The sequence below is a fragment of the Undibacterium sp. TJN19 genome (assembly GCF_049339485.1).
In the GTDB taxonomy this organism is placed as follows: domain Bacteria; phylum Pseudomonadota; class Gammaproteobacteria; order Burkholderiales; family Burkholderiaceae_D; genus Undibacterium.
Map to the genome: position 1 here is coordinate 1 of NZ_JBMPPL010000084.1, position 271 is coordinate 271.

1 protein-coding gene is annotated in these 271 nt (G+C 57.2%); it reads right to left on the minus strand.

What is annotated here, in order from left to right:
* Nucleotides 1-271: hypothetical protein (locus ACO0LH_RS28635; RefSeq protein ID WP_422944549.1), on the minus strand; the 271-nt coding region annotated here is incomplete at both ends.

The window sequence follows — 271 nt, forward strand, 5'->3', positions numbered from 1 at the left end:
CACCAGCAACGGTGTCGGAGATGGTCAGACCAGCACGTGTGTCTTGGATGTTATCGAAGATCACGGTGTCGTTACCGGCACCCATGGTGATTTTTTGGCCGCCATTGACTGCGGATGTGTTGGTGGAAACGCGAACAGTGACGTTCGCCAGTTCTGCAGAAGCGTCAATCACGCCAGCAACCAGTTTGACCTGGCCTGCTGTCAGGGACAGATCTTGTACGCCAGAGCCGTCAGCTGCTGCGCCGGAGGTGTCGATACGGTTCAGACCGCC